At 54.0% G+C, this 3,852-nt stretch carries 2 protein-coding genes and 3 pseudogenes; 4 read left to right on the top strand and 1 reads right to left on the bottom strand.

Going from position 1 to position 3,852, the window contains the following annotated elements:
• Nucleotides 1–409 precede the first annotated feature (409 nt).
• The 4 genes and pseudogenes from O2S87_RS18195 to O2S87_RS18180 all read left to right on the top strand — a co-directional run.
• A pseudogene (locus tag O2S87_RS18195) lies at nucleotides 410–760 on the top strand (calcium-binding protein).
• Nucleotides 761–791: 31 nt separating this feature from the next.
• Nucleotides 792–1,256: an IS1096 element passenger TnpR family protein gene (locus O2S87_RS18190; protein ID WP_475410150.1), complete on the top strand. Its 465-nt coding sequence runs from the start codon at nucleotides 792–794 to the stop codon at nucleotides 1,254–1,256.
• A gap of 101 nt (nucleotides 1,257–1,357) precedes the next feature.
• Nucleotides 1,358–2,752, top strand: a complete 1,395-nt coding sequence (locus tag O2S87_RS18185) for a DEAD/DEAH box helicase family protein (protein ID WP_475410149.1) — start codon at nucleotides 1,358–1,360, stop codon at nucleotides 2,750–2,752.
• 1 nt (nucleotide 2,753) lies between these two features.
• Nucleotides 2,754–3,740: pseudogene (locus O2S87_RS18180) on the top strand (DUF790 family protein); the annotation flags it as partial.
• 17 nt (nucleotides 3,741–3,757) lie between these two features.
• On the opposite strand, the pseudogene O2S87_RS18175 reads toward O2S87_RS18180, so the two are convergent.
• A pseudogene (locus O2S87_RS18175) lies at nucleotides 3,758–3,852 on the bottom strand (IS5/IS1182 family transposase); the annotation flags it as partial.

Below are 3,852 nucleotides of genomic sequence, written 5' to 3'. Positions count from 1 at the left end.
ATCACGCCAAGATCGACGAGCTGGCGAAGCATCCGGCCGAAGGCTGGATCTGAGGAGGGCATATCTCCTCATTTGGGACCGTAGACCGTAGCTATAGGGACTTTCCACGTTTCTACATAAGAGCGTCCGCAGTTTAACTGTTATTGCGCGGTAATCCCCCTTCCTCAAGGAACAACCCGAGCCGAAGGCCAAGTAGCACAGTAGGGGAAGAGATACACCATACCCAGAAATCTCAACCCGGACTCTACTCGCATAACTAGTGAACCGCCCCAGGATTATCCCCGAGGGACTCGACCTGTTCCGCCTGACTCAGATTTGCTTATACCGACTGGATCCATGCCCACACTCGTTAGACCTGCTTCGAGTGCTTCGACACCAACGTTTTGACTCCGGTATTCGTATGTCGCTCATGGTTGAGAAAGAAGAAGAGCGTGAAGAGCGCCTGAGTATGCGGATCTTGGTAGATGCCTACACTACCGAGGAGCAGGCCTACGGCTGACACGCGTACCTCGACGATTTGATGGCCTTTCCTTTTCAAGCGCGTTGTACCGGTAAACTGAATGAGTCACCGCTGAAGAAAGGTGAGACAGTCACCGTCATTGGGATGTCGTCGACAGAACCAACACTCAGCCAGCAGTTCGTAACCGTCGAGTGGATGGATCGAAAACTCGGCGTTCCATTGAGACAGTTGGAGCCAGTCGACCCTGACAACGATACTGAGCAGGCCGTCTCTGATTGGCACTACTGGCTGAAGCGATAGATTCAGTGACCTCCACCCAAAATCATGGCCTATGACCACATACCGCTATCGCGTCAAATTCGACCCTGATCCCCGATCACTCTGGCGCGATATCGTTGTCGGAGCCGACCAGACGTTGAACGAGTTCCAATCTGTACTGAACCGCTCGGTCGGGTTGAATCAAGATCACCTGTGGTACTTTGGAACAGATCAGGATTACAGAGACAGCAATGTAAAGTACAAGTGCCCACGTGAGATGGAAGAGTCAGCGGGCGGGTTGATGCGCGGCGGGAGCGTCTATAACGCAGGCGAGACTACAGTGGGCCAGATGGCTGGCCAGTTGGATCTAGAGGAACGTGACCGCATCTGCTACCTCTTCGATTACGGCGACGAGTGGCGATTCTACGCCATTCTCAAGGAGATAAACAAGGACGGAGACAGTGACGAATACCCTGACGTGGTGAAGGAGAAAGGTGAGCCAGTCGAACAGTATCCGCAACCGGGTGAGGGTTGGTAATGTAGCAATCTTGATGAATTAGGCTGCTTCCCGTCGACGCTTTTTCACTACTACTCTCCTCCAGCAAGGACAAGTAGCTCTCATATCCTATATCAACTCAGATGCGTCTCACCTTCGACGATGGAACACTCCTTCTCGAAGATGCTCCTGATACGGTCCCCTTTGCTGAATGGGATGACCGTGTCGACGAGTATCGGGCACGAGCACAGCACTACCGTGATATTCTGGAATGGGCAGACGGAACTGACGGGCAGGCCACTCTCTCTGAATCCACAGCCACTGTCGAATCTGTTACCGACGACGCTCGCAACTACTCCGAGTTCCACTTCACGCCGTCTGTAGCCATCGAACCACGCGACTACCAACAAGAGGCTCTCGCTGCGTGGCGAGACAACGGACGCTGTGGCAGTGTTGTGCTGCCGACCGGGAGTGGGAAGACGTTTCTCGCTGTCCAAGCTATCGCTGATGCTGGTGTCAGCACGCTCGTGGTCGTCCCGACAATCGATCTGATGAACCAGTGGCACGCAACGCTCACCAATGCGTTCGGCGACCAGCTCCCAGATGGGGTCGGCGTTCTCGGTGGGGGAAGTCACGACGTGAGCAATCTTACCGTGACGACATACGACTCCGCATATCGGTACATCAACGAGTATGGTGACCAGTTCGGCTTGCTCGTTGTCGACGAAGTCCACCATCTCCCAGCCCCGACCTACCAACAGATCCCTGAGATGACGATTGCGCCGTATCGCCTTGGATTAACTGCCACCTACGAGCGTGCCGATGGCGAACACGAAGTACTCGAAGATCTCCTTGGAACCGTCGTTTACAAAGAGGAAGTCGACGAGTTGGCAGGCGAGTACCTCAGCGAGTACGAGACACTTCATCTCCAGGTTGAACTCACATCCGATGAACGAGAGCGATACGACGAGGAGTATCAGATCTACCGGGACTACGTCGACAGTCACGACTTCGATCTCTGGAAAGAAACGGGCTACCAAGAGTTTCTCAAACGCACGTCCTACGATCCTGACGGTCGTCGAGCACTGATTGCGAAGCAGCGAGCCGAAAAGATCGCCCGAACAGCTGAAAAGAAACTCGACACACTCGATAATCTACTAAAGCGACACTATGATGACCGAACGATCATCTTCACCGCAAACAACGATTTCGCCTACGAGATCTCTCAAGAGTTCATCGTTCCCTGTATCACCCATCAGACTGACACCGATGAGCGAACAGAGATCTTGGAACGGTTCCGCACAGGCGAGTATTCGATACTGGCGACATCCCAAGTCCTGGACGAAGGCATCGACGTTCCAGCTGCGAATGTCGGGATCATTCTCTCGGGGAGTGCATCCAAACGGCAGTATGCACAGCGGTTGGGCCGGATTCTCCGTCCAACGGAGGACAACCAACCAGCCCGGCTCTACGAGATCATCTCCGAGGACACGACGGAAACCTATGTCTCTCAACAGCGTCGACGGGGGCTGAACTAACGTGCTGACAGCTGATCTGGCACGCTCTCGGCGGTCTGACGGTCAGATTCGACCGGCGTTCATCGATCCTACTGAGCAACGGTACCGGGAGACCGCCGCAGAACTCATCGACATATTTGAAGACCATCTCGGCGAGTCAAAAGGAGATTTGGAGGACACGATTGACGAGTTGACTATCGAGGATACGGACTACAAAATCGTCCAGGGACTGGCGAAGCTTCTCCAAGATGAGTGTGAGTTCGAGGTCTACGCTCCAGTTGAGCCGCGAAAGATCCGGCAGGAACTCTTCGTAGTGGCAAATGAGAACCAACCGATTGTGCGCCAGCCAACGTTAACAGATGATACTAACCCACTGTGGGTCTACAGCACGGTTGCTGACCGACTCGGTATTTCTCTCGAAGAATGCTACCGAGGGATGTACGCCGACCTGGAAGAAAACAAGCGACTCATACAGTTTGGAGATCTCGTTTTCGATGATCACCACCAGACCGACGATTCGCCGACAACCACACGACTCACCGGTGACAGCGAAGAATCCTATGCAGACGATACGATCAGCGTTGAGTGGCTGCTCACTCGCTACAATCTCGCGTTGGCACAGGCTGTGCTGTACGATGCGACCGAGATGCGGGTACGGGTCTGGGATTCGTTTGCGACGGTCTTCAGCTACGTCAAGTTGTTCGGCCTGATGCATCGGATCTATCCAATCGACAGTACTGGAAGCCGGGTTGCGAGTACAGACCTCGCAGATGGCTACGAAGCACGACTGGATGGCGCAGCATCACTATTTTCGAAATCACGCAAGTACGGCATTCGAATAGCGAACTTCCTGCCTGCACTCCCGCTGTGTGATCGGTGGGAGATGGAAGCAGACATCCTTGATGATGAGGGTGGGCCATCCGAGTCGACGCTCGTATTTGAACTCGATCAGACTGAAGGGCTGTCGTCGCACTACTCGGCCCAGAGTGATTTCGACTGCTCTGTTGAATAGATGCTGAGTCACGGTTACAGCGGTTCACACAGTGGTTCTATGTTGATGATGGCGAACATCAGGACAATTTCACGGAACTGCCGATACCAGCCCAGCGCTCGCACGGCGT

The sequence above is a fragment of the Halohasta sp. A2 genome (assembly GCF_056175805.1).
Note: the sequence above shows the minus strand (reverse complement) of the source record. Positions and strands in the feature narration are given on the sequence as shown.

Excerpts from the sequence above, each read along its gene's own strand:
- O2S87_RS18190 (WP_475410150.1), top strand. The coding sequence starts at position 792 with ATGACCACATACCGCTATCGCGTCAAATTCGACCCTGATCCCCGATCA.
- O2S87_RS18185 (WP_475410149.1), top strand. The coding sequence starts at position 1,358 with ATGCGTCTCACCTTCGACGATGGAACACTCCTTCTCGAAGATGCTCCT.